The following is a 20,845-nucleotide window of genomic DNA, read 5'->3' as shown; positions in this document are numbered from 1 at the left end:
TTACCCCTTGCCCCCCAATGCACTTTTAAAATGATCCATCAGAATTTGTGAAATTTTTTGAGGGTGATAATTTTTTTCTGCAAATTGCCTTCCCGCATTACCCATAACAGCCCTAGACTGAGAGTCCATCCCGAATAATTGAATTATGCAATTTGCCAATCCAACCGGATCTTCAGCGTCAGCAGTCAAACCAGCACCAGATGCCTCAATTACTAACTTACCCTCTCCGCTAATTGATCCGATAATTGGCCTTCCAGCAGCCATATAGGTTTGAACCTTACAAGGCACTGTCCACCCTAAATTCTCTTTTGCGCCCAATGTAACTAATAATGCGTCACTGCACTCAAAAATGGATGGCATGTATTCAGAATCATAGCGACCGACAGCAACCAAATTATTTAAGTTGCGCTCGCTAATCTCTTGTTTTAGCCTCTCACTATAGCTACCACTTCCAACCATAATAATTTGAATTTCTTTATGGTATTTGATTATTTCAGCAGCCTCAATAATCGTTTGGATTGACTGATTATTACCAATGTTTCCAGCAAAAACTACATTGAACTTTCCAAGCATTTGGTCCATTAATTTTGGAATCTCAATAGACCGATTTTGAAAAAAAACATGTCTTTCTGCTGGATTTGGCAAAACATAAATTTCAGGATTACTAGTCAGGCGTCTTACAGGGCCTAAAAACGCATTTGACTGCACCAATATTCTGTCTGAGAAAAAATATAATAACCTAGCAGGCCACTCATTTATTTTCAATAAAAATTTATTAGTTATATAACCAGTAGATGCAAGATCCTCTGGCCATAAATCTTGAACCCAAGTAATAAGCTTTGCCTTAAATTGATACCGCAAAGGAATTGCAGATATGCCTTGAATTAAGGGAGATGTGCCATATACAAAAATAACATCAATATTAAGTTTTCGTAACAATATTGGTGCCAGAAATAGCGCGCTGATAATAAATGAAAGATAGTTTAACAACATTTTAATTGCCCCGCCTTTGCCTCTTGGAATCAAAGGCACGCGAAAAATTGTGAATGATTTCTGCCTTTCAATCTGAAGTCCAAAAGCACTATATCCCAGGTAAATATCCCCATTAGGATAATTTGGCTTACCAGTCAAAACAAAAACATTATCTACATTCGCCGATAGCTCTTCAGCCAACTCGTTAATACGAAATGACTCCGGGTAAAAGTGTTGAGAAAAAATTAATATATTCAAAATTAGAATTTTTGAAAAAAAGTACATCCATCAAAGTGGGTAGTCTCAATCTTTGGTGTGGGAATTTTCATATGTCGCATCACTGCATTAGCGATTGAATATGGCGAGCTTGGATCAAAGGTCTGAGCTGGCTCAACTAACTCCCTTACAAAATCAGCGGCACTTGCTAAAACATCTAAATTTAATAATCTAGCCTCATAAAGAGGTAAGCCATAAGACTCAAATAAAGACGGATATATTATAGCTTTAGTTTCCATATATCTCGCAATAGCTTCAGAATAAGATAGTGTCCCTAAATTAATAATATTTAAATTATATTTTCTTGTGTTATAACTTATAAATTTAAATAACTCGCCATACTCTCTCGGGTCTACTGTTATATATAGCGATGGATATAAATTTATCTTAGATAATTCAACCCAGGCAAAAATCAAATTTTTATGATTCTTGTGCGCGTCTCCTGATGCAGGATAAAAATAATCAATACTGCTGGAGGATATTTTTATTTTTTTTATTTCTTCAAAGAATTTTTTACTGTCAAAAATTGGTAAAACATGAATAGGTTTATTGGGCGCTATTTTTAAATCTAAAAGAAAGCGTCTCATGGAAATTGTTTGCACAATAACTTCATCTATGTTTTTTAAACTAACTAACAACCATATTTTTTCTATTGAAAGTCTAAGTTTTGTAGTCCACTTCAAACCTTTCATACTTTTATTGGTTACAAGATAAATATTATGAATATACAAAAAAGTTTTAGCCCTTAATTTAAATAGAGGTCCAAGACTACCCATAAAAAAAATTTTGTCGCCAGTTTGACATAAACGCAGAATATGCATCTCAGATAGTAATCTACCCTTTATAGAAGGCTCAACATAAAATATTTGCGCCCCAGGAAGGGCTGATAACAAACCCTTCAAACGCGCATCTACATAAAGAGTAAAGTTGGAAAAATCAGGCAAGGAAAATATTAAATTTTCAAGTATGACTCGACCGCCCCCTTTACTCAAATTTGGGGCATAGATTATTTTTTTATTGGTCATTTAATCTAAATAAATTAGTATTTTTTGAACAAATTGCTAATATAAATAAAGTATAAATAGGATATATGTACCGATGATGCGGAAATGGAACAAGCGAAACCAACAATATATATAATATCAATAACAATGAATAATTATTATAAATGATAAATTTGATTTTTTTAATTGAGAGAAATAAAGCAAATATTGTCAATAATGATGATAGATAGATTGGAATAAAATCAACATTAAACTCATCATACTTAAAATAAATTATAATCCCCTCTATAATTGACATTAAAATCATTGGAATTATAGTAATTATATATAAATAATAATTCATAGATAACTCATTTGCAAATAGAGTTATCCCAACACTTTTTGTATTTTGAGCTTCATTTAGAACTAAAATTTTTTCAGCCATACCAGGTAGATTTGAATAGGAAAACGTTATAATTATTAGAAAGCAAATTATAGCCGTCCACCTCATCTTTTGGTTAAGTTGAGAAATAAAATAATACAGACAAATAAATATAGTCATCTCAAATTTACAAAATATCGATAGCAATAAAGACAGGGTAATATATATTTTTTTATTTGATGCGGCATAGATCGATAGAAAAATAATGATAAAAACAGCCAATATATCTTTATTTACACTAAGAAAATACATAGAATTTAAAGGATTCAATAGAAACAGAGCTGTGAATATATAAATGTTAATACTAAAATACTTTTTAAGTTTAATCAATGCAAATAAAAATATTCCCAAATAAAATAATAAAATAAAATCGTAATTTCCTGAAAAAATGCTCAAAAGCAAAATTGGTCCGTATGCGTTTTTTGTGGCAAAAATATCCGTTAATATAGAATATAAATCGTTATTTTTATGCAATAAAATATAAACTGAAGTATCAGAATTCATCAAAAATGGTCTTAATCCTTCATCTCCATTTGCAATAGCAATCATAAACGGCTTTATTTCATATAAATACTCAAAAGCCATGAACGCTGTAATCGCTATTATGGTGAATACGGGAAAAAATTTTATATTCATATTATTTTTGAATCAAAAATTCGTTCTAACATAATTCATTATTCATAATCCAAATCCTATCTCATCCAATAATCTTAATTATTCCATTCCCACTTAATCGAATATAAGCATTTAATACAAGGGGTTTTATAAATTTTGTTGTAATTCTTAGGGATTTAGCTAGACATAACATCACTGTCCATACATTCCGTGATCGCAGACCCATTAACAGAATTCTCTTAGCGGCGTCGCAAAGAACATTGGTGGATACATGTATATTCTCATTTCGATAGACCTTAAGCAACTCTATAATTAACACTGAGCATGCTAATGCCCTATCTCTATTTAGTCTTCCTTGAGAATATAGGCAGCTAATATTTTGATAAGAAACTGACCGACCCAACGCTTTCTCGACCCTCCTCTTTGAAATAGTTGACGCAATATCAAATCCTTCTTTACTCCAAATATTAGTCATATTTCTTTCATGCTTCCTCAATAAAAGCAAAGGCTCAGGAAGGTTGGCAAAATTGTATTTGAGACTTAATCTCTCCCATAATTCGTAGTCCTCTGCATAACTGGCTAATTTCAAATATGCTGGTTCATTCCATATTATTGAGCTTCTAAACATGACCGTTGGATGAGCAATTGGACACAAAAAAGACATTGCCCAAGCAATTTCTTCATGCGAGCTTGGTTGCTGATAAACATGCCCACGTCTTCCTAGTTGATCAATTAATTGATACCCTGTACCAAGGACGCCTATATTTGAATTGCTGGACAAAAATCTAAATTGCTTTTCAAGTCGAAGTGGCAGAGAAATATCATCATGATCCATTCGAGCTATGTAAACTCCTTTTGCCAATTGCAAACCTAAATTCAGCGAATCAACCAAACCAATATTTTTTTCATTACGTACAAGACGGATACGCGGATCAGATATGGATGTAAGAATTTCATAAGACCCGTCAGTTGATCCATCATCAATAATAATTAGCTCAAAATCCGAGAATGACTGATTTAAAATACTGTTAACAGAAGCAAGAATATATTTCACAGAGTTAAAAACTGGAAGGATAACGCTAATCATGGTCATTTTTTATGTGCTTAAGAATTAAATTTCAAATACAGGTCTACCCAAATAGGAAGATTCCACACTAAACTATTTATTAATTGAGATAAGTTACTAAAAAGAAATAAATTCTTTGCCTACATAAGGGTTAATCCGAGAACCCAACCGCTAAAAGTAGCATACGATATTGCTTTAAAAAAATCCTTTTACAAAAGAATAAAGAATTTTTTCAATGCTATCCCAAAAGATCAATACTCAAAATCTTTTGCAAATTAAGTTCCTAAGCAATACTGTTAGTTATTTATAAAAATCTAATCCAATATTACCTTGAAATATATTTTACTTGCACTCTTAAGATATTATTTTGGCAAATAAAGTGCATGACATTTGGATACTGCTTAGACCATAAATGTACTGCTTAAACCAAGAAATTTTGTAAATCTATAGATACCCAAGGAGCGCCTTAATCTCAATCGCTATCTTGATGGCCGTTTTATAGCTTAGATCAACCTTCTTTTAGATCCACCAGTATGCATTCCATAGTGGTGACATAGGTGAGATTCAATTCAAAAATTTTATGGGCTTTGCTTCATGGCACTCTTATCCGTACTGGTAACTCATGCTGAAGGTTTATGAGTGGCAACGAAAACCATGGACAATTTTGACAGGAATGATAGCAATCTAAATTTGCACCCAAGATGAGGGGCAAATATATTGATGGGAGAATTTTGGTGAAACGAACCAATTTTTAGGTGCAATAACCATCTTCTTTGGAGATGGATTAAGCCAAGCACCCCACCAACTAAAGGAACTGTTGGCGATAATATGGTGGTCGCAGGATGCCATTAAGTGCAAATCCTCATGCGGCACAGCTGTTGAACCAGAGACGAAAGATAGAGGTTGCTTGCAGACTAATTTCTGGCGGACCCATTCTATGTCATCTGAGAACACCACAATATGGAAGCCTTCACCTATACGTTTTGTCAGCAGCGCAATAGCATCGAGATAATATCCTAAATCGAGAACACCATGTACTGCATTAGCCTTCGGATCGTTAACATAATTACCACGGCGGATATGCAGAGATACTAATGGCAAATCATCACCAGCTATTGCACGCACATCTGGCGCAGCTCCAGCACGACGGAGCTGAAATTCAGCTCGGATGATATTGGAGGAATCGGCGAAATATGCTTCGTTCTGCCAATACCCATCCAAATAAGTCTTAATGCAATTCCCTGGCATACTAGACTGAAACGCTAGATCCTCGGCTTCCTTAAGGTAGTGAAAACCTTGCAAATTCATCTGCATTTTCGTAGACAAGCCAAGATGGCGCAGACTAGCCCGAAGCCTTGAATCTGTCTGTAACTTACGGGAGGCTATTTGCGCAATAATGCGAAAACCATCTAGACCATATTGGTGGGTCTTGTAACGATCAAAAGCTGATATATCCAGTAGGAGTTGTCTGCGACTGCGTATGGCCGCCGCTCGACCGCAGGCATATTGAAACATCTGGTTACCTAGTCCTCCGACAATTCGGACGACAATCACGCCATATTCAGAATCAGACACTGATCATCAACCCCAAAACAACGAAGGGACGAGTAAACCCTCATCCAGAACAATATCAGGTCGATTGCATAATTTAACCTTAATAAAGCTAATTCTATTTGTCGCAGGGACTCCATCATGAGTCTTCATTTTTATTTTCCTGACACCATTTGCAATCGTTGCACAACTTTTTTTACGAAAGTTTCTACTGAAAATTTCGCCGCAAGATCGCTCCGCAAATAACTTTCAATAGATTCGATAATACCATTACACTGAGCGTCGTCGAGAGACATGAGTTGTTCGTGAATAGCCTGTGGCTCAGATAATTTTGATGCATCTATGTAGCAGCTAGCTGGAATATGATACGAAATGTTGTTAGGCCCCCAATAGATAGGAACGCAACCGGCGAACATGGCATCAAAAATCTTTTCAGTGATCCAGCCTTCAGGAGAATTAAAGTTCTCATAACAGAAGTTAAAGCGATAACCTGCAAGAGTATCTAACTTCTGACTAATAGTGCCGCGATATACTCTCAGCTTAGGCGCCATTAGATTCTTCAGGACTGGCAGTCGACGTACTACACGCATACATAAGTTGGAAGGTGCAGGTACCTCCCAATCAGTACCAAATAGGTCGAACATATCTTGATGGTGTTTGTCATACCAACGTATCAGCTCCAAACGCCGTGAATACAATTCATTTGGGTGGGAGGAAGCCTTATTGCCAGACACCATGCAAGCAAACTTACGACCGACCCAAGGTCGCCTTAGTGGCGGACGCAGTTGCTGAGCAAAACGAATTGACTGGAATTTAACTCCGTCAACGACATCATCGCGGTATGTGAAGATAGTTGTACAGCGTGCGATAAGTGTTGGGTCTGCATTTAAGGGGTGAATATATTCGCTTTCTAAGGCAATAACGTGTACTGGTATGCCACGCTCAACAACCTTTTGCCACATCAAATGATCATACTGGGGCATATTTAGACACAGCACTGCGTCCGCTTCACATATTGGTAATTCATCAGCCGTAGCCAGAATAATTCCCTCTTGAGCCAGTGCTTTATGCAGTTCGATAAAGGGGCGCAAACAGTCATCTCGATTTGCTACCAAATCATGTTCTGCAAAAATACGCCCTTTTTTGAAGAAAGGTGGAACAACAAAGGCGATTTTCATTACCCTACTTTAATAGAATCATTTTGGTAGATCCATTGTTTGGTATCGATCTTCTTGAGATGCTCGATCAAAGTTTCATAGGATGAAAGATCTATCCCTATATCGTGGTTATAAAAGACTTTGGTAAAGAGAGCGTAGCGATCCAATGCATACTTGCGATAGCTCTCCGGCATACGTACAGTCTTATTGCGATATATATTAACTCCAGAGCCGACTGCTGAGAAATGAATAAGTTTGCTGCCGAAATCTATCTTGAATGGTGTCGCAAAGTCATTGACTGCGGAGAATGCATTTAGACGACTGCCCTGCAGATTGCAGCCACCAACTTCATCGTGATTCAAAAAGGAGATACTTCCTCGATTCCCCAAAATCTCGAACATGACTGGATCAAAGAAGTCAATCACTGGATGCTCTTTAGGGTTGTAGGAGCCCAAACACATCCTGACTAACTCGCCATAGCGGTGGCAATTTATCTTGTGCTTGTTAAAGCCAAAACAGTAGGTTTGCGTCACATCAGCTAGATGACGGACGTGATCGAGGTTGTTGGGGTTATGCTTGTAATTACGTACAGGACCTACTAAATCGTAGGTGTCTAATCTTTTTTTCAACTCAGTTACCACATCACCAAGAAAGATAATATCGCTATCAAAGTGAATCATCTTAGCTTCTGGTCGGCAATTGATAAGATAGGCCCATAAACGTGCGGTGCCAAGATGGCCACGAGCGAAACCATTTTTCAAATAATCCTCGGTAATAGAAGATGATCCAGCACCCAATTTACGCCACAACCATGAGGATAACCCTCTACCAAAGCCGGAGGGAAGCATTATCTTCATGACTGTGGCTGAATCTGGGATAAGCAATAAGTCTTCGGCAGAACCGAAGACATGCACGACTATGTTGGGATGGTGCTTTAGGAATGAACTGATAGCAACTGCGCCAATCTCACCACAGTTGTACACCTCGGTCCAGACAAAGGTATCAGAACTCATTAGGAAATCTCCCCCCAGTTTGGCCTATTCTTGTTCGCGATGACATCGCTCCAATCTGGGGCGTTAAGGCTTTCATAATAGGCTTTGCGCTTTCGCCAGATACTCATATTCTTCTTTAGCTGTATTAGCTGTAGGCGTGGATGCCACAGATGAATAGAAGCCGTATCGTCGGAATTGTCGTAGATGATATCGTTAACCTTGCCAATACGGGTGTTAAAAAGATCATCTTCAGGACCGTAGCCAATCATCTCCTCGTCGTAACCACGTAATCGCATGAAGGTTTCAAGATGGATGATGCCGTTACCATGTGCGAAGCCACCCCCATTATTTGGTAGCTTAGACAACGTTTCGTAATCCGAGCATTCCATTAGTGGGCTGGTTGATGCAAATCGACGCAGAAAGCGTATATTCATCCAAGCTGGCTCGAAACGTGGTTGCAGGTTGTAGTTCCAAAACACCATACGCAGAGGTCGCTTTATTGTTTGCAAGGCTTTTTGTAACTTGTGTTTTATTGCATCAATGTGATCGGGTCGATAGATAAGGTCCACATCCGAAATCATGAAATACTCAGAACTGACTAAAGATCTAACACCGAAATTAATGGCGTGAGCGCGACTAAACTTTCCACGGTAGGGTCGGTGCACATAAGCTAAATCAGGAACAACATCTTCAATGCGAGAAAGGATGCAGTATTCTGAATTATTGGATACGCAAATACGTACACGCTGCGTCGCTAAACTTGCCAGCGAAAACCGGAATCGAGCTAACGCACTTTCTAGTTGCTGAGATTCAAAATTGAAAATGTAAAGAATATCCATGGTGACTGCCTCAATTCTAACCGTGCAGACCTTTTAACACTCGAAACACGACTTTCACAGCTAGGCGTACCCAAATTTGTCGACTGCGCCCTAACCAGTAATTACGCATTAGCCGGTGACGGATGCGTTGCAACTCATGGATATATTCCCAATTGTGAACATCTCTAGAGACACCAATAGTTTGACCAAGTTGGTTTAACGTAAGATCGATCATAGGCTTATCTGTGGCCTGAGTAGGCAGCAGACCATCTAGACGAAAGATGCTGGCAAGCCTTTCAGAAAACATAGCAAAGGGACTGCCATCCAACCAAAAGCGCAGATTCTCGATACTAATTCTGAGCATACGCTGAGAGAAATCCTCACGCAACACACGCGACATACTACTGGTTACCTCCCGGTAATCAATTAGAACCTTGTCAAGATTAGCTACCCTATATTGCCTGCACATTCTCGACCACAATTCGAAATCTTCAGGTGGCTGGCGCAAAGGATCACAACTATACCCGCCTATAGCTTCGAAAGCCGATCGTCGCATAGCCACACTACTGTGCACAAATGTTGAGTCAAAAATAGAGTTAAAGGCAATGGCAACATGTGTGGTTGGGTGGCGGTGATAACGATATGTAACGGCCGAATCACCATCTACAAATATTCTAGCCCAGGTTCCAAGCACAGCCACATCAGGATGCTTATCTAAATATGCAACCTGAAGAGCGAAACGTTCTGGGTAGGAGAGATCATCTTGATCTTGCCGAAACAAAAATTCTCCGCGTGCAATATACGCACCTTTATTAAGAGTCGCTGCCAAACCCATATTAGGGTGCTCGAAATAGCGAATACGCTCATCCGCATAGGTTCTAGCAATAGCTGCAGAGTCATCTGTCGAGCCATCGTTAAGTATCAACAATTCGAAATCTTCGAATGACTGGGACAATATACTTTCAATGGATGCAGCCAGAAAAGAAGCGCCGTTGTAAACTGGTAGAAGAACCGAAATTCGAGGTGACTCTACACTCATCTTGTGCTCAGTATTTCTAACTCTTCGCTGGAAACCTCTACTACCGCGCCATTTGCAACCCTAAATATTCGGTCGCAATCCTTCACTGTCTCTAAACGATGAGCAATTACAATCAACGTCACACTACCCTTTAAGGCGCGCACCTCGCGGATAATTTCCTTTTCCGTTTCGTAATCCAAGGCGCTGGTTGCTTCATCCATTACCAGCACAGAGCGTTTGTGATAAAAAGCACGAGCCAAGGCAATACGTTGGCGCTGACCGCCTGAAAGCATTGCACCGTTTTCACCGCATGAGGTATTTAAACCGTGGGGAAGTTGTTGGATAAATTCCGACAACTGGGCGCTAGAAAGAGCAATATCGACCCTATTCTCAACATTTACTCCATCATCTAGAAGTGAAACATTGTCAATGATTGACCCCCGAACTATAAATAGTTGCTGAGGAATATAGGCAAAGTGACGGAATTTCTCGGAGTTACGATATTTGGTGTTGGCAACCCCATTAATCAGTACTTCGCCGCTGGTGGGCTGGCGAAGACCAAGAATCAATTCCGCTAACGTGGTCTTACCGCCACCAGATGGACCAATCAAGCCAATCGAATCTCCCTGACGTATAAACAAGTCAATATTTGAAAACAGGTCCTGACAATGGGGGGTATGACGAAATCCGATGGATTTCAGTTCGATTGACTCGAACCTCTCCAAAGAAAGGCCATCAGCTTCAGTATCACTTTGTTTAACTAGCGGCTCTTTAAGCAAGGCTTCTGCCAGCTTATTAACAACAAAATCAATGAAACGTAGCTGTGAAAGCGCGCTAAGTACATAATTAGCTGCCGGCGTTAAGCGCATGATTGCTACACCGAAGACGCCCATGAGAGCAAACATTTCTTCCTTGGGCATGCGTTCGTGCTGCATTAGCAGCACTAGCAAGCACACCGTAACCATCAGAGAAAACTCGATAAAATATTTAGGTATTGCCTGGAACCATTGGTAACGAGCACTTAGATTAGAGGCTTGGCTTGCAGCATCTTTCGCAATGCCCAAGAGTCGTTTATCGACGCCATAGACGCGAATCTCGCGGATGCCCATCGCTACTTGCTGTACAGAGTGTATAAGCACTTCACCCAACCTGGACGATTCTTCGCCAAAATCATGTATACGCTTCTTAAGAATGCGATCGTAGACAATGATTAGGCAGCTAACCAATAGTACTAACATCAACAAAGCAAGCGGGTTGAGATAAAGCAGATAGAGGAGGATCGCAAAGCCGATCAACACCTCAGTGAAAGAACGCAACTGCGCCCCTACTAAACCATAAGAGAATTGGCTGGTATAGCCATGCACGACTTGAACGATGTTAGCAGAGGATGACTCAGCAAGATTCGACAGGTCAATGGCAAAATAGCGATCGAGCAACTGGTGACGTAGACGTCGATCTAAACGCGAGCAAAAATTGAATATATTTCGCAGCAATAGAGTGGCACCGGCTAGCTTAATTACGAAAACACCAATCAAAATAACTACCATTGTGAAGACAGGGCTTTCGTCTGACATGCCAATGAAGTTGGCAGTCCATTGGTACCAGACGCGCGTTTTGATTAGGTCTGGTGAGATCATACTGGCGATAAATGGGCCGAATAAAGCAACACTCACGGCATCAATTAAACCAATGAAAACCGATGCCGCTAGCACTAGCGGCAGTTCCCGCCGCTGACTGCCAAGCAGGTGCCAACTGGTAAGCAGGGTTTGGTGCGTGTTATTAAGATTTTCCATTATGGTTCGAGCAGGATGAAAACAGAGCCTGCAACCTATTTATGCGACGTTGGTTTAGCGGCCAAAATGCGCTTGAAACATCTTTCAAGGCGAAGACAATAGTGGCCCGCTTGAAAAACCGGAGCCTGCTGCTGACGCTCTTGGATCAAGGTCAAATAATGACTTGTCAAATGGGTGGGCAATTATTCTAATCGAGACCAAAAGCTCTTTTGTAGCCAAAGCTACTTCACTTCTTTTCGGCAAAACATCCCCAATTTACACTTAATCGGTTGAAATCCCTAAATTCTCGAACGACATGAAACCCAAGTGCCTCAATTAACTGACTGAAGTTCTCGGGGGCTTCAGTAATATTATAGTGACCATCGTCAACACCTTCGCCATGAAATAAATCATTCCATAGCATTAATTTACAGCCAGACTTTGCATAATGACTTATGTTTGACAAAATAAATGGCCAGTGTGGTGTATGGTCAATGCAATTTCTGCAGTAAATAACACCATCTATTTTCCCAACAAGTTCTTCTATTCTATTTTCGGCCGGAATGGGGTAGCACTTTATTCCTTCATAAAGCGAGAATCCATAGTTCTCGATTTGCCAATTATTGATTGTGTCAAACAGAGGTTCTATTACAAATTTCTCATTAGTCACATCCCAAGACTTAAGTGGCGTCGCTACACATGGACCTATGTCTAGGCAGGCTCTATTCGTGATATGGGCAATGAATTCCTTAAAATATGTCTCTTTTCCATCAAAAAACTCTTTTAATAAAATGTCATCAAAAAATCCTACGCTTGCATTTCTCTGGCCAGAATGTATTTCTTGCGCTCTTGCCCGAAAGAAATCCGAATCCATAAACTCTAAAGTTGCCCTAAGCTCATAATCTTGGGACACTCGCCAGTTTTTGATCTTATTCCTACGGAGAAAGTTTAAAAGTTTCATATTGTTCTTTCATTTACTTGAGCAATTAATTTATGATCATCGCCCGGGCCGAAATTGAGGTGCAAAGTTAAACACACACTGAGTTTGCATTTCTCAACTGCTGCAAGGTGGTCCGTACTGCTTCATCTAGCCCGCCCTGAAACAAGAAGCCATGCCGGGTCAGGCGAGTATTGAGCACGCGGTAGGAGAGGGTATTCATAATGCGACTGTCCACTAACTCGATTTTCAGATTAGGGATATACCGACCTATGGTATCCACGACATCGCGCACACTTATATTAATTGAAACTGCATTGTAAATACCGCCGTCGAAAAGCTGATGTTGGATGACAAATTGTATGGCGCGCACGGCATCTCCTAGGTCGAGATAAGGGCGCATCTGATCGTAAGCAGTATTCCAAACAGACAAGGGTTGTCCCATGGCCGCCTGCCAGCAAAACTTGTTTACTGCCGTATGGAAGCGCATACCGGGAGATATACCAAAGATGGTACCAAAGCGAAAGCTCATACCCCTGAGGCTGCCACTGTGGCACAGGTCCTTGACGAAGAGCTCTTCCTTGTGTTTTATTTCTGCGTAGGGGCTTTGCGGTGAGATATCCTCAGGACCACAAAATTCGTCCACGCTATCTTTCTCTGTTCCATAAACACTGGTGGAAGAAGCGTGAATCAGCGGCACACCAGCCTCTACACACGCTTCAGCCACACGCTGAGTTGCTGCATAATTAATTTGTTCCATTGCTTCGGGATGATCGAAGCTAGCCCCCGGGTCAGTTAGCGCTGCAAGATGGATGACTACATCAGCACCAGCGAAGACCGGCGCAAGATCAATCTGGGTGACATCGCCCTGCACAAAATAATATTTTACAGTTGACGGCAAATTAAATAGGGACACGTAGCGCTGAGTTGCTAGATTATCGACAATGACAACTGCCATACTTGGAAAAACTATTGGCAATTCGCGGATCAGGCGTGATCCAATATGACCAAGGCCGCCAGTGATAACCGCCTTCACGCAACGCCTCGTTTACGGAAAGCTAGATAAGATTCATAGTCGCGTATATAGTCGCTTTCATCGTACTGCAAATCACACAGTACGACAAGAACCGTGCCCTCTTCGACATAGAATTGTTCGGACCAGATGCCATTCGGAAGGATGAGGGCGCGATTGGCCTGATCAAGTATGAACTCTCTGCGCTGAGTACCATCATCGCAGACAACGCAGCAAGTACCCTGCACACATATCAAAATCTGTGTAAGTGCTTTGTGAGCATGCTTACCTCGCATCGAATTGGCATGTCCTGCGACAACAAAGACGCGCCGTATATCGATTCCAAAATCAGAAATCTCATTATAAGCAACAAGCAAGCCCTGCCTGTCGGGATAGCAGGGGACATCAACAAAGCGGATATTATCCAGATTATTCATTCAAATCGATTTTCGGCGCCAGACCGAGTACGGATCGGATAGCGTTGCTGTATTCAAGCAATTGGGTGTCGCTGGTTCTGAATGCGGCAGGTAGACAGATACCGCGGCATGAGAGGTCGTAGGCAATGGGGTTCTTAAGGGCCATCTCAGCGCCACGACTACCGTAGGCCGGCATACTGCTTAGTGGATAGAAGAAGGGACGACCTTCGAAGCCCCTCTTGGCAAGCTCACTTATTATATATTCCTTGTTGATTTTGTGGCTACGGCCGAAGATTAGAGCAGTACACCAAGCCCCATTTCTCCCCTCAGGAGGCTCAGGATTTAAATATAAGTCTGGCACATCGGCAAAAACTAGACGGTAGCACTCAAGCAAGTGGCGCTTGGCTTGCACTAGCTCTTCCACACGTTGGAACTGGGCATAACCGAGTGAGCCCAGTAGGTTACAGGGCATATATTTGTATGCCACCTCATCGTTGAAGTAGTGTTTATCCCTAGAACGGCCATGGTCACGCAGGAAATGGCAACGCTCGTACAGTTTTTGGTCATCGATCAGTAGCATGCCGCCCTCGCCAGTAGTGATGGTCTTTGTACGGTGAAAGCTAAACACTGAGCCTATGCCAAAGCTGCCGGCCCTTTTGTCGCGATAAACAGAGCCTAGCGCACCGGCTGCATCCTCTATGAGATAAATTCCGTGCTTTTTGGTCACGCTACGGATAGCATCCATATCAGGCATGTTGCCATACAGATCGACGACAATGACCGCTTTGGTCTTTGGGGTGATGACGCGCTCTAGACTCTCCGCCGACATACACCAAGTATTTTCATCAATATCGGCAAATACAGTCTTGGCACCGATGTGAGTAATATTCGTCGCGGAAGCAATCCAAGTGCACTCGGGTACGATGACTTCGTCACCAGGACCAATGCCTAGGCCCAATAGCAGCAAATGAATTGCTGAGGTGCAGTTAGGCGTCATCATGGCGTATTTTCGGCCGTGGTATTGGGCGAATTCCCTCTCGAATTTCTCGACATACCAATACTTTTGACTGCCATACCAGCCATTTTGCATTGCATCCATGACTGTCTTAAGCTCAAGTTCTGTTATCGAGGGGCCAAAAAGCTCTGTTATTGAATTCATTTAGGTATGTTTAATGAAAAAATATGGTTCGTATGAATGAGTTATTTTTTAGCCAATTGCAAAGTGTAAAAGTAATTAGTTACAAATTTTTTAACCTCGATATTAACTGCGTTTTAATTTGAAAAAACAAAGTTCGTACTGTGCGAACCGGAATGAGTGCAAGCAACAAAAGCTTTGGCATTACACCGTTGACGACCTCGATACAGCTTAACATATATTCGAAGTATCTTTTGGCTTTTTCAAAGTGATTTGGACCGCTTTTTAAGAATTCATCAGTGTATTTTGGTAGACGTTTATAGAGGTTTACACTGGTATCAACGTAAATGTTCCCGCGTTGCACGCAGTCCAAACAGAACAATAAATCCCCCCCTTCGTACCTATTAAAAGTATATAAACTCCAATGTTTGGTTTTTCTTATAAAAGATGTTTTAAACATTCCGCAAACAATATTAGATTTCCCATTCCTCTCTTCCGCAAGAAAATACCGAGCAACTCTTGCGAGCCGAATACCCTCGTAGTTAAAAGGCTTGTAAATACGAAATATTTGATCAAGAGAATTGACTGAAACAATATTACTCATTCCAATAACAGCATCTGGTCGATCAAAAAGCCTAATAACCCGCTCAAACCATTTGGGATCTCGATAATCATCTTCGTCAGCCCAAGCAAAATATTCGCCTGTTGCTAAGGTCAACACATGCCGAATATTTGCTCCCGCCCCAACTCTCTTTTTATGGAAATATGGTTTTATACGAACGTCCTGAGCTGCATATTTCATCACAATATTTTGAGTTTCTTCGCATTCAGAAAGGTCTAGCGAAACGATAATCTCTAAATTCGTGTAAGTCTGATTAATAATACTCAGAATCGCGCATTCAAGATAATCAGCCCTGTTGTAAGCGGTAATTCCGACTGAGATTAAAGGGGCTTCTACATAACGTTCTTTATAGTTCTTCGCTATAGCAAATCTCCAATTTCAATTATTTTGAAACTTCTGGTTTTCTAAGTGGGGCGATCGTTAGGCCGATATTTCATTCTGTAGAACCACGTTCTCTAATTACTCTGCATGGAATTCCTGCACATACTGAATTAGCAGGGATGTTTTTCGTTACAACGGATCCCGCGCCAATAATTGAATTTTCTCCAATCCTAATTCGTGGCATTACAGTCGCTCCAGCCCCAACCCAGACATTCTTCTCAAGAATGACGTTGCCTGCCAGTGTAGCTCCTGTGGATAGTTCACAGCCTTGGCTGATTAGACAGTCATGAGCGACACTTGATTTTGGATTTAGGATGACAAAATCTCCGATCGACACGTCCGACATGACAATACATCCTGGCATGATTTGAACTCCTCTACCAAGTTTTGCTCGGCGAGAAACATATGCTTGATCCGAAATTATTGATGCTGGCTCCAATCCGATATCAGCAAGACTTTCAGAAATATTGATTCTTTCGTTTCCTCGTGGATTTCCAATTGCGGTCACAAATCCGAAGGGGGAGTCGACCTCAATTGCCTCTAACCGCTTCTTGAGCTCTTGGGGACCAAAAACTACCTCAATGCCACAAATTTCAGTGGTCTCACTGACCCAGTCCGAGTAAAAAAACTCAATATCGTAAATTCCAACGCGCTCAATTACTTCCAGCACATTTTTTGCTTGCGCTGAAGCACCATAGACAAAAATTTTCAATCTAAACGCTCAAAAAGTAGTGAGAAAGACCTATCTATTCTGTACTCAGGTGGGAAATTTTCTGTTTTAAGCCCCTGAAAACTACCTAAAACAAAACTGTAATAGGGGGATACCCATATTTTTTCGTAACCATGCAGCCTCATCGCATCAGAGAATAAATTTAAGTCTCGGAATTTTACATTTATTTTTTCGGAATAAAAATTTTGTTCTGTGTAGAAGTTCTTACTGTTTGCTAGAAAATTATCAATCAAAACGAACTGAGGAGAAGTGCTATTAACGACCGCGAAAAAATCTTTATCTTCAACGTACTGCAAAACACTATTCGCATACACAAGATCAACATACTCTTGCGGGAGCATATGAGAGTAAGTAAGTTTTATTTTGGGTGCAAAGCTATGTTTTATTTTTGATACGAGCTCTTTATTTTCCAGAACCCAATAAGACTCAAGATTTTCTGTATTTGCAACGTTCTGCAGGTGATAGAAAGTCCAGCCGTTTCCCCCTCCATAATCCAGCAATCTTCTTACATCAATTGTCGGAAAGATTAATGGAAGTGTAGAGTACCTCGGAGGATAAACAGGGAGGGAGCTGGAATCAAGCTGTTTTAAATACTGTCGAAGTGACTCAAGCTGTCGTTCAACCCAAAGCTCCCTCGAAAAAACTGAGTTGCTCTGTGTACCCCGATCTTCCCTAATTTCACCAGTCCAGATATTCATAAGCAAACCTTCTGAGCTTCTACTTGAATCATAAGATCCCTATCCACCTTCCATTGATAGCGGTCTAATTTTGTAATTTCAAATCCGATCTTAGCAAGTAAATTTTGAATTTTCTTCTCTGTGTAGCAATTTTTGTGAAACTGCCCCAAACTATTTTGCGGTCCGAATAGGCTGGCTGTTAAATAGCCCCATCTATTACTGGTTGAGTATGAATACTGTCCAAACCAATGCTCAAGTTCTATCGCTTCTGGATCATCCCTAAAAAAATCTTTCCAATCATCTTCTGCAGCCAACCACTTTCGAACTGTATCTTCGAAATCTGGTACAGAAAAGATAAGCTTACCCCCTTTACAAAGAACCCGGCGCGCTTCGTAGAAAAACTTTTTCTCTTCTATGAAGGATAGATGTTCTAGCAAAGAGTCGCACCGGACTTCTGCAACTGTTGAATTTTCAAAAGGTAAAGCATAAATGTCATATTGAAAAATTTCAATATTTTCGGGAATGGTTATATTGGGGTAGCGAGCTCGAATTTGCTCTATCGTATCAAGATCGATATTTATGTACCCTGATAATGGGCGCGATGCACAGCCTATGTTTATTTTGATTTTTTTCATTAATTCACATTTATTTTAAATAATTCTACATCTTTTCATCAAAAAAACTGTGGACTGCAGTTATTACTCGTTTTTGTTCATGCAATTTGAGACCGGGAAATAGTGGCAGACTCACAATCTCGTTCACAATTTTTTCGGTATTAGGAAGTGCAACTTTGCTAGCAAAGTAAGGCATCTTATGAACGGGGGTAGCATAATGTATTCCGCATTTAATTCCTTTTTTAGCTAAATAGCTCACAAGGAGATCGCGATCGCATGCTGCCACGCGGATAACAAATAGATGATAGCTATGGAGAGCCCCTGGTCGCACTAATGGGCTGCGAACCGGGAGCTTTAAAAAAGCAGAATGATAGCGATTTGCTTGAATTAAACGCTCTTCATTGTTTGCATCAAGCCGTGGTAGTTTTACTCTAAGGATGGCAGCTTGCAACTCATCAAGTCGACTATTCAAGCCAGACTCTACACTAATACGCTCTTCGTTCCAACCATATTGACGCAATCGCTTTAAACGAACTGCTATTGCGGGGTTCCGGCAAGCGACTGCACCAGCATCCCCGAAAGCACCGAGATTTTTGGTTGGGAAGAAGCTAAAACAACCTATATCGCCAATACTACCGAGCTTTTGCCCATTAATAGCTGAACCTACGGCTTGGGCACAGTCTTCAATTAATATCAAGTTATGTTTACGAGCAACTGAAAGTAGCTCTTTCATATTTGCTGGCTGACCATAAAGGTGAACTGCAATAATGGCCTTAGTTCGGCTCGTGCACTTGCGCATGACATCTCGTATGTCCAGCGTATAGTAATCCAACTCTATATCTGCGAATATAGGCGTTGCTCCACAGATAGATACCGCTGCGACTGAAGCGGTTGCGGTATGTGATGGGATAATGACTTCATCCCCCACTCCAATGTTGTGCGCCCGAAGAGCAAGCATAAGGGCGTCTGTACCATTCGCGCAACCAACGACATCCGGAACATTGAGATAGGCAGCAAATTCTTTTTCGAATGAATCTACCTGAGGTCCAAGTATGTACTCCCCGCTTGTGAGAACTAATCGAATAGCGGCTTGTATTTCTTTGCTGAGCTTTTTATATTGTGAATGCGGAGATGCAAATGGAATCATTGGCTGGATTATTCTTTAGAGGGAAGTTTTAGTGGTCTATCCAGATTTTAGTTTGATGTCAAAACTTGGGGGAAATAACATCTTAAGTTTTCAAGATTAGCAATCTAAAGCATTTAAAAAGTAGATTTAAAAATACATTAATAGAACTAAAAATTTAGCCAATCTATCGTCGAAGACAATAGAATGGAAGCAGACAATCTCTCTATGGTTAGGCAAGTAAATTTTCCCACTAAATAGTAAAAATCCTAAGCCTTTCATTACTTGATTCTGAATTCAAAAAACAAAAGGCTATTCAATTTTAAATAACTAGCTTAATCGAGATGACATATCCACTTCCCGCCTGCCAACGTAAAAGCCCTCTCCTTGTCCATTACTTCTCTCTTGTGGTTCCAAGCAAACAACAGCGCAGTATCGGGTGGATTCTCAGCAAATGCCTCATATGGCTTGACTGGAATATGCATACCTGGTGTGAACTTGCCTTGCTTGATCGGCGTTGTATCGGAGATGAATTCGATGAGGTCGGGACCGATTTTGCAATAGTTTAGGATGGTCGTGCTCTTAGAAGTTGCACCATAGCCAATCACGCGACGACCTGCCTTCTTTTCTTCGTTAAGTAGTCGCACTAGACGCTCCTTGGAAGACTCGCAAGCTTGGCGAAATTTTTCATAAGTTTCCGGCAAATGGAGACCCGCAGCCTTCTCTTCGGCAAGAATCATCTCCACGGAAGGCGCAACTGGACGAGATCCCTTTCGCGCCAAAACATAGCGCATCGATCCACCGTGAGTTTCCTGCTTCAGAAGGTCAATCAATTCAAAGCCATAAGGTGCAAACATATTTGCAACCGAGAGCGCCGAGAAGATATAGACATGCTCATCGTAAATTTGGTCATAGGAAGTTTTCTCAATCATTGCACCCAAGTAGGGGTCTTCAAAGATCAAAACGCCATCCGAGCAGAGTAGTGCATCCGCCCCTTTGGCGATACCATGTATATCAGGTATATGGCACATTACATTGGCGGCCATTAGCGCGGCGGCATGACCATATTCCTTAGCGATATCAGTACCGGCCTCCGCTCCAAAGAACCTAACCAGAGTATTCACTCCATGCTGACGGGCTATTTCAGCAACATTTGCTGAAGGCTCTACACCTAAGTGCCGAATGCCACGCTTGGCAAAATTCTCAAGCATGATGCCATCGTTGCTACCAAGCTCAACGACCAAAGGATCGGCACCACGAAGATGATTCTCCATGACCCACTCGGCATAATCCTTGAAATGACGTTGCATGTGTGCGGACGTCCTCGAAAAAAAGGCGTAGTTTTCATGGAACATCATTTCGGGGGGAGGTTGATCTTCGACCTGAAAAGTTAAACATTCCGTACAGAAAGCTGGCTTTAACTCAAAAAAATATTCATCCTTGAAATCTTTTGGAGTCAAAAAGCCATTGGCGATGGGCATGCGCCCAAAGGTCATGAATGGTGTAATTTCGTGACTACAAATCCTGCATTTCATA

General features: G+C 41.0%; 20 protein-coding genes. All 20 read right to left on the bottom strand.

Annotated features, from left to right (window positions below):
* Entirely contained in the window at positions 1 to 1,173 is a 1,173-nt protein-coding gene (locus FD973_RS01830; RefSeq protein ID WP_215323954.1) for a glycosyltransferase family 4 protein, read from the bottom strand.
* Between the two features lie 59 nt (positions 1,174 to 1,232).
* A complete protein-coding gene (locus FD973_RS01825; RefSeq protein ID WP_215323953.1) occupies positions 1,233 to 2,273 on the bottom strand; it encodes a glycosyltransferase in 1,041 nt (346 codons plus the stop codon).
* Complete coding sequence (locus tag FD973_RS01820; protein ID WP_215323952.1) at positions 2,263 to 3,258, bottom strand: EpsG family protein; 996 nt, start codon at positions 3,256 to 3,258, stop codon at positions 2,263 to 2,265. Before FD973_RS01820 ends, FD973_RS01825 begins: the two co-directional genes overlap by 11 nt.
* Before the next feature lie 112 nt (positions 3,259 to 3,370).
* On the bottom strand, positions 3,371 to 4,375 hold the full coding sequence (locus tag FD973_RS01815; RefSeq protein ID WP_215323951.1) for a glycosyltransferase: 1,005 nt from the start codon (positions 4,373 to 4,375) through the stop codon (positions 3,371 to 3,373).
* 663 nt (positions 4,376 to 5,038) lie between these two features.
* Positions 5,039 to 5,929 carry an alpha-1,2-fucosyltransferase gene (locus FD973_RS01810; RefSeq protein ID WP_215323950.1) on the bottom strand — a complete coding sequence of 297 codons (891 nt, stop codon included), beginning with the start codon at positions 5,927 to 5,929 and terminating at the stop codon, positions 5,039 to 5,041.
* 131 nt (positions 5,930 to 6,060) lie between these two features.
* Positions 6,061 to 7,083 (bottom strand): glycosyltransferase family 10 domain-containing protein, encoded by a 1,023-nt coding sequence (locus FD973_RS01805; protein ID WP_215323949.1) that lies wholly within the window; start codon positions 7,081 to 7,083, stop codon positions 6,061 to 6,063.
* Positions 7,083 to 8,075, bottom strand: a complete 993-nt coding sequence (locus FD973_RS01800) for a hypothetical protein (RefSeq protein ID WP_215323948.1) — start codon at positions 8,073 to 8,075, stop codon at positions 7,083 to 7,085. The genes FD973_RS01805 and FD973_RS01800 overlap by 1 nt, the downstream gene beginning before the upstream one ends.
* Complete coding sequence (locus tag FD973_RS01795) at positions 8,075 to 8,893, bottom strand: hypothetical protein (protein ID WP_256442837.1); 819 nt, start codon at positions 8,891 to 8,893, stop codon at positions 8,075 to 8,077. The genes FD973_RS01800 and FD973_RS01795 overlap by 1 nt, the downstream gene beginning before the upstream one ends.
* Before the next feature lie 16 nt (positions 8,894 to 8,909).
* Entirely contained in the window at positions 8,910 to 9,911 is a 1,002-nt protein-coding gene (locus tag FD973_RS01790; protein WP_215323946.1) for a glycosyltransferase, read from the bottom strand.
* Positions 9,908 to 11,602: an ATP-binding cassette domain-containing protein gene (locus tag FD973_RS01785; RefSeq protein ID WP_215323945.1), complete on the bottom strand. Its 1,695-nt coding sequence runs from the start codon at positions 11,600 to 11,602 to the stop codon at positions 9,908 to 9,910. Before FD973_RS01785 ends, FD973_RS01790 begins: the two co-directional genes overlap by 4 nt.
* 307 nt (positions 11,603 to 11,909) lie before the next feature.
* Positions 11,910 to 12,623 carry a hypothetical protein gene (locus FD973_RS01780; RefSeq protein WP_215323944.1) on the bottom strand — a complete coding sequence of 238 codons (714 nt, stop codon included), beginning with the start codon at positions 12,621 to 12,623 and terminating at the stop codon, positions 11,910 to 11,912.
* A gap of 67 nt (positions 12,624 to 12,690) precedes the next feature.
* Positions 12,691 to 13,635: an NAD(P)-dependent oxidoreductase gene (locus tag FD973_RS01775; RefSeq protein WP_215323943.1), complete on the bottom strand. Its 945-nt coding sequence runs from the start codon at positions 13,633 to 13,635 to the stop codon at positions 12,691 to 12,693.
* On the bottom strand, positions 13,632 to 14,048 hold the full coding sequence (locus tag FD973_RS01770) for an FdtA/QdtA family cupin domain-containing protein (RefSeq protein ID WP_215323942.1): 417 nt from the start codon (positions 14,046 to 14,048) through the stop codon (positions 13,632 to 13,634). Before FD973_RS01770 ends, FD973_RS01775 begins: the two co-directional genes overlap by 4 nt.
* Positions 14,041 to 15,186 (bottom strand): DegT/DnrJ/EryC1/StrS aminotransferase family protein, encoded by a 1,146-nt coding sequence (locus tag FD973_RS01765; RefSeq protein WP_215323941.1) that lies wholly within the window; start codon positions 15,184 to 15,186, stop codon positions 14,041 to 14,043. The genes FD973_RS01770 and FD973_RS01765 overlap by 8 nt, the downstream gene beginning before the upstream one ends.
* Positions 15,187 to 15,265: 79 nt before the next feature.
* On the bottom strand, positions 15,266 to 16,093 hold the full coding sequence (locus tag FD973_RS01760; RefSeq protein ID WP_256442846.1) for a glycosyltransferase family 2 protein: 828 nt from the start codon (positions 16,091 to 16,093) through the stop codon (positions 15,266 to 15,268).
* A gap of 124 nt (positions 16,094 to 16,217) precedes the next feature.
* Entirely contained in the window at positions 16,218 to 16,877 is a 660-nt protein-coding gene (locus tag FD973_RS01755) for an acetyltransferase (RefSeq protein WP_215323940.1), read from the bottom strand.
* Positions 16,874 to 17,593, bottom strand: coding sequence for a hypothetical protein (locus FD973_RS01750; protein WP_215323939.1), 720 nt, complete (start codon positions 17,591 to 17,593; stop codon positions 16,874 to 16,876). Before FD973_RS01750 ends, FD973_RS01755 begins: the two co-directional genes overlap by 4 nt.
* A complete protein-coding gene (locus tag FD973_RS01745) occupies positions 17,590 to 18,207 on the bottom strand; it encodes a methyltransferase domain-containing protein (protein WP_215323938.1) in 618 nt (205 codons plus the stop codon). The genes FD973_RS01750 and FD973_RS01745 overlap by 4 nt, the downstream gene beginning before the upstream one ends.
* Positions 18,208 to 18,232: 25 nt before the next feature.
* Complete coding sequence (locus FD973_RS01740) at positions 18,233 to 19,333, bottom strand: DegT/DnrJ/EryC1/StrS aminotransferase family protein (protein WP_215323937.1); 1,101 nt, start codon at positions 19,331 to 19,333, stop codon at positions 18,233 to 18,235.
* A gap of 311 nt (positions 19,334 to 19,644) precedes the next feature.
* Positions 19,645 to 20,844, bottom strand: coding sequence for a class I SAM-dependent methyltransferase (locus tag FD973_RS01735; protein ID WP_251368803.1), 1,200 nt, complete (start codon positions 20,842 to 20,844; stop codon positions 19,645 to 19,647).
* Position 20,845 lies beyond the last annotated feature (1 nt).

Source organism: Polynucleobacter sp. MWH-Braz-FAM2G (assembly GCF_018687635.1).
Taxonomy (GTDB): Bacteria; Pseudomonadota; Gammaproteobacteria; order Burkholderiales; family Burkholderiaceae; genus Polynucleobacter.
The sequence above is the reverse complement of the archived record's forward strand: the minus strand, read 5'-3'. Positions and strand labels throughout refer to the sequence as shown.